This window comes from Azorhizobium sp. AG788 (assembly GCF_943371865.1).
GTDB lineage: Bacteria > Pseudomonadota > Alphaproteobacteria > Rhizobiales > Xanthobacteraceae > Azorhizobium.
Map to the genome: position 1 here is coordinate 1 of NZ_CALRWL010000104.1, position 4809 is coordinate 4809.

Below are 4809 nucleotides of genomic sequence, written 5' to 3' on the forward strand. Positions count from 1 at the left end.
CTCTCGCACCGCCTGTTCACCGACACAAAGCACATTATCGACGCCTGTTGCCGCGCCTGGAACTCCCTCATCAACAAGCCAGGCCGCATTCAATCAACCTGTGGTTATCCGTGGGCCACACAGGTCAAAACTTCATGAACTTGGTATCATCCCCGCCCCCGCGCCGCTGCAACAACCGCCGCCGCAAGGCTGGGATCAACCGCGCCGTGGAGCACGAGCCGCCCGCTTCGCAAGTCCATCTCGATCCGGCCCGGCACCGGCTCCCGGGCTGTCGGACGTCGATCTTCCGAAGGCGGCGGCTCCTCGGCGACTGTGACGGGGACGAACAGCGGCATCTCAACCGGAGCCACTTGCGGGACGATGCCCGCCTCCCGGCGCCAGACCGTGAGCAGACCGCGGTTCACCCCGCTACGCCGCGCCACCTCGGAGATGTTGGCATCCGGCGCCGCGCTCTCCGCCACGATGCGCGCCTTCTCCTCCGCTGTATACGAGCGTCGCTGCCGCCGCCCCGTGATCACCTCAATCCGCCGATACGGCCTGCCTTCATCCATGGCTTCAAGTCTGGGATGAAGCCTGACGCCTTCGCCCATCGTGCCCTCCGTCTCCCGTGAACCCGCGCGCAGTCTCGGCTACGGAAGACACTTCGGGAAGAAGGGTGCGCTCGTAGCGCTTACGATAGACCGCCACGAACGGCATGCGGCTGTGGCACAGGCGGACATGGGCGACCTGCACCTTGGTCGTCACCCCGTCCAGGATGATCCACTCCTCCGCCCAGTCGAACTGGTACGCCTCGGCCGGGGCAAAGGTGAGCGGAACGTAGGCGTTCACCGGCCCACTCGGCGGCTGGCGCTGCTTGAAGCGCTTGATGTAGCGCCGCACCGTGTCGTAGCCGCCCTGGAACCCGGCATCCTTCAGCCGTCCGAAGAGCCCCAGGTAGGCGAGCCGGTCGCGGGCTGGCCGCCGCTCGTTCTCCGTGATCAGCCGTTCCAGCTCCTCCTGGAACCCGGCCAGCTTCGGAAGCGGCTGGTGCTGGCGCTCGTAGCGCGGCGCCGTCTCGCCAGAGCGCAGGTATTTCGTCACCGTCTCCCGCGACACCTTCAGCGACCGGGCAATGGCCCGGATGCTTTTCCCCTTCGCGTGCTCGCGTCGTATCCGTGCGATCGTCTCCACCGTCAACATCCCTGTCCGCCACCCTGTCGTCCAAACCCAGGGTGGTAGTCTGCCAGATCAGGAGAGCATAACAAACCTGGGGGTGAAGCTCAGGCGGCGATCTGTTCGGCTGAGGAATGGTCATTGGCGGCGAGCCCGGGATACCAGCTCTCGAACACCGGCCGCAGCGTTCCGTCCAAGGTGCGGGTCCGCACCTGCAGCAGGTGGTGAGCGCCGCGTTTGGTCCACTGCATCTGCTGACGCTTGGACATCCGCTTGTCGATCACCACGTTGACGGTGGACTCCACGAAGGCGGTGGAGATCGGCTCCCCGTACCGCCGCCGCTCCCCGTAATGGGGGATGGCGTCGATGTTGTTGGCGATGTAGCCCGCGCACTCCGCCGTCAACCGGGCGAACTTCTTCAACCCATCGTACGCCAGATCCAGGGCGCGAAGGTCCTCGGCCAAGTCCTCGAGGCGCTCCTGGGCTTCGATGGCGTCCCCGTGCCAGAGCCGCCACTTGATCCGCTCCAGCCGCTCGGTGACGTCGGCGCCGACGGCGGCGTCCTGCTGGGCCACGCCCTTGGCGAACTGCCCGAGCACGGTGAACCGCATGGCGATGTGGAACCAGTCCAGGAGATGTTCGGCGCATGGCGACATGGCGGCGACCAGCGCCCGGACACTGTCGCCGCCATCGGTGAGGAAGGTGACGTCCTGGTTCATCTGCAGGCACTGGTCGCGCAGAACCTGGTTCAACCGCCGCCGCGGCTTGGTGTCGTGCGTCTGCACGAAACCGAAGAACCGGTCGGCGCGATCCTCGGGCACGGACTTGCCGGCGATCACCTCGAACTGCGCCGTCTTGTCCTCCCAGCCCCGCACGAAGCCGCCGTCCATGCCGACGATGATCGGGCCCTCGGGGTCCGGCAATTCGCTCCAGTCGGCAGGACTGCCCTCGATGAAGGAGTGCTGTTCCTCGCCCAGCACCGCCTCCAGCCGCGTGGCGATCCGGACCAGATCACGCCGGACGGTCATCGGGTTGGTTGCGTCCGCGACCGGCAGCACGTCCCTCAACAGGTCGGCGGTGATGCCGTAGGATACCAGCGACGCCCATTTGGCCTCGAGAAACTGCAGCTCGGGGGCCACATGCTGGGTGACTAGGGCCGTCAGCGGACTGAAGCTGCGGCCGGCCTTTGGGTGGCAGGCGCAATGGCGCAGGCGCCGGCCGGGAACGTCCACGGTGCCGAACAGGGTCCGGAAGCGGATCGGCCTCACCCCCTTGCTCGCCCGGACCCGGCCACAGTCCGGACAATGGCGGTGACGGGCCAGGTGATCGGCCGCCTGAACCGCCAGCAGCCGTTCCTGGGTGGCCCGGAGCAGACGCTTCGCCTCGGCCAGCGACAGGCCGAGCGCTTCCAGCTGGAGGGCCGGCTTGTCCAGCTCCAGGACCGTGTCGTCGGCGAGGACCGTCCCGTCGTCGTCCACGATCTGCATCCGCATCCTGACGTTCATCACCCTCTCCGCCGCTGGTCACCAGAGTTGCTGGTGCATCAGCTGCTTGTGCTCCTCCCGGCGAAACCGTTCATTGACCTGGATTCGGCAGAACTCCTTGGGCAGCCAGCGTTTGCGCTCCTCCATCCGCTCCACAGCCGCCTCGAAGCGGTCACGGGCTTCCGGCTCGTCCAGCACCGCTAGGGACCGGGTTTCGGCGACGCTTGCGAGCACGTCGCCGATCTCGGCCAGCTCCTCCAGCGCCTCGAAGCCGACGAGCGCGCGGCGGCGCTCCCGCCAGCCCACTGGTCCGCCACTGTCCTCCACCGGGCAGGGATGCGCGCCAGCGAGGCACAGCGGATACATGCCGCCGGCCTCAGCCTCCAGCCGGCCCTCGACCCGCACCTCATGGCGCCAGCCGTCGCCCATGTCGTAGAGATAGCGCAGCTTGCCCCCGATCCGCAGGCGCAGGTCGGCCAGTGGAACATCGGGGTTTCCAGTGCACAGGTTGGGCGAGCCGTAGCGGCGGGCGCGGAGTTCGAAGACGTAGAGGTGAACGCCCTCCCAGCCCATGGCGACCTGGAGAACACCGTGCAGCTCGCGCAGGGTCATCACGGCCGGGATCAGCAGGCGCCGCCAGACCATCGGACTGACGTCCAGTAGGCGCACTTTCAGCTGCAGGATCGGCAGCTCGGGATCGGGATTCCGCTTGCGGGGTGGTCGTCGCGCCATTGCACATCCATGACTCTGTCCCCCGTAGCCTACCGCCGCCCTAATCCGGCCGTCAGTCCGGCACCCCCAGGTTTGTTATGCTCTCCAGATCAGGGGTGGCTGGTTATTGGACGCCGATCACCCCTGAAACTGGCCCAGTGTTGCAGGCCGATGCACATGCAGCCGATCTTCGCCGCGATCGAGCTGATCGCCGCCCACTGCGAGGCATGCTCGCCTTCGTGCTCGAACACCATCTGATCGCGGCCAACGCCACCTTCGCCTTGAAGGCCGGTGTGTGATTCCGGCGGGTCCGTTTCGTCATGTGTGCTCCTGATAGGCGGCGATTGTCGCCGCGTTCAGGCGGAAAATCCACTCAGCAGACTGTCCAGATTCTCCAGGCCACCTCTGGCGGTGATGCCGGAGCGCAACTGTTCGGTCATCGCCTGCACATCCGAGACGGCCAGATCGAGTTCCTGGGCGATCTGGCGGCTCGACAAATTCAGGCCCATGAAGTACAGGCACAGCACCCAAATCTGCAGTGGTTGGTGATGCCCGGCCAGCACCGTGCCGGACAAGTCGTCGAAGCGCGAGCCGCACGCCGAGCACCGATAACGCTGGCGATGCGGCTGCGTATCGTCATGCCCATCGCAGGCAACCGCCGTGGCGTCATCGTAATGCGGACACCGGACGCCTTCGGGCCAGCGGTGCTGCCGGATCAATTCGAAGCACTTGGCGTCGTCCAGCAAGGACGACAGGTTCACCAAAAGCGGCGCGGCCATCGGGACACCCCCGGATCGTCTCCAAGAAAGCCTCTTCAACCGCCAGCCGCGTCATTGATCACGCTGGGACAGCGCCGCCCTCACCACCCCGGAACCCGTCATGAGCCTCGACCTTTACAAAAGATGCTCTCACACCGCCAGCACCGGCCAGCCCTCCGGCAGGTCCACCACCTGCGGCTCCGGCATCGGCCCAAGCTCGGCGATCATGGCGCCCCAGGACCAGCCGACGCCGAACCCGGCCATCAACGTCTTCACCGGCCCGGCCGCCAGCTGGGCGCCCAGGCTGTGGCAGATCGCCAGGGGGATGGAGGCGGAGCTGGTGTTGCCGAAACCCTGCATGTCGATGACGAACTTCTCCGCCGGCGCCTTGATGCGTTTGCGCAGATGCTCCAGCATGAAGGCGTTGGCCTGGTGCAGGACGATGCGGTCGAGGCCGTCGATGTCGGTGCCGGCGTGCTCCATCGCCTCGCGCAGCAGCGGCGGCACGGCGCGCAGGGTGAAGGAGAACACCTCCGCCCCGTTCAGGGTCAGGCGGGCGTCGCGCTCCAGCTGAGCGGCAGCGGCCTCGTCGGCGATGCGGCCCTGGGAGGCCACCGGCGGGATCAGGCTGTGGCGCTTGCCGCCGGCCTTGACGAAGATGTGCCGCGCGCCGGCGCCGTCGGTGCCGATCACCACCGGCAGCG

7 protein-coding genes and 1 pseudogene are annotated in these 4809 nt (G+C 67.0%); 2 read left to right on the forward strand and 6 right to left on the reverse strand.

Annotated features, from left to right (window positions below; all coding sequences use genetic code 11):
- Positions 1-138, forward strand: a pseudogene (locus AAG816_RS27425) (IS630 family transposase); the annotation flags it as partial.
- Between the two features lie 8 nt (positions 139-146).
- Here the strand turns inward: AAG816_RS27425 and AAG816_RS27430 are convergent.
- The 4 genes from AAG816_RS27430 to AAG816_RS27445 form a co-directional block, all read right to left on the reverse strand.
- On the reverse strand, positions 147-590 hold the full coding sequence (locus AAG816_RS27430; protein ID WP_341992893.1) for a transposase: 444 nt from the start codon (positions 588-590) through the stop codon (positions 147-149).
- The gene (locus AAG816_RS27435) at positions 556-1179 is read right to left on the reverse strand and encodes a helix-turn-helix domain-containing protein (protein WP_341992894.1); all 624 of its coding nucleotides are present in this window, start codon (positions 1177-1179) and stop codon (positions 556-558) included. The genes AAG816_RS27430 and AAG816_RS27435 overlap by 35 nt, the downstream gene beginning before the upstream one ends.
- A gap of 80 nt (positions 1180-1259) precedes the next feature.
- Entirely contained in the window at positions 1260-2657 is a 1398-nt protein-coding gene (locus AAG816_RS27440) for an ISKra4 family transposase (RefSeq protein ID WP_341992898.1), read from the reverse strand.
- 18 nt (positions 2658-2675) lie between these two features.
- Positions 2676-3368 (reverse strand): plasmid pRiA4b ORF-3 family protein, encoded by a 693-nt coding sequence (locus tag AAG816_RS27445; RefSeq protein ID WP_341992895.1) that lies wholly within the window; start codon positions 3366-3368, stop codon positions 2676-2678.
- Between the two features lie 137 nt (positions 3369-3505).
- Here AAG816_RS27445 and AAG816_RS27450 point away from each other — a divergent pair, with 137 nt between their 5' ends.
- Positions 3506-3646, forward strand: coding sequence for a hypothetical protein (locus AAG816_RS27450; protein ID WP_341992899.1), 141 nt, complete (start codon positions 3506-3508; stop codon positions 3644-3646).
- Between the two features lie 57 nt (positions 3647-3703).
- Here AAG816_RS27450 and AAG816_RS27455 read toward each other — a convergent pair whose 3' ends face one another.
- Both AAG816_RS27455 and AAG816_RS27460 read right to left on the reverse strand, forming a co-directional pair.
- Positions 3704-4126, reverse strand: coding sequence for a transposase (locus AAG816_RS27455; protein WP_341992896.1), 423 nt, complete (start codon positions 4124-4126; stop codon positions 3704-3706).
- A gap of 129 nt (positions 4127-4255) precedes the next feature.
- The coding region (locus tag AAG816_RS27460; RefSeq protein WP_341992897.1) for a 3-oxoacyl-[acyl-carrier-protein] synthase III C-terminal domain-containing protein at positions 4256-4809 on the reverse strand (554 nt) is incomplete at its 5' end.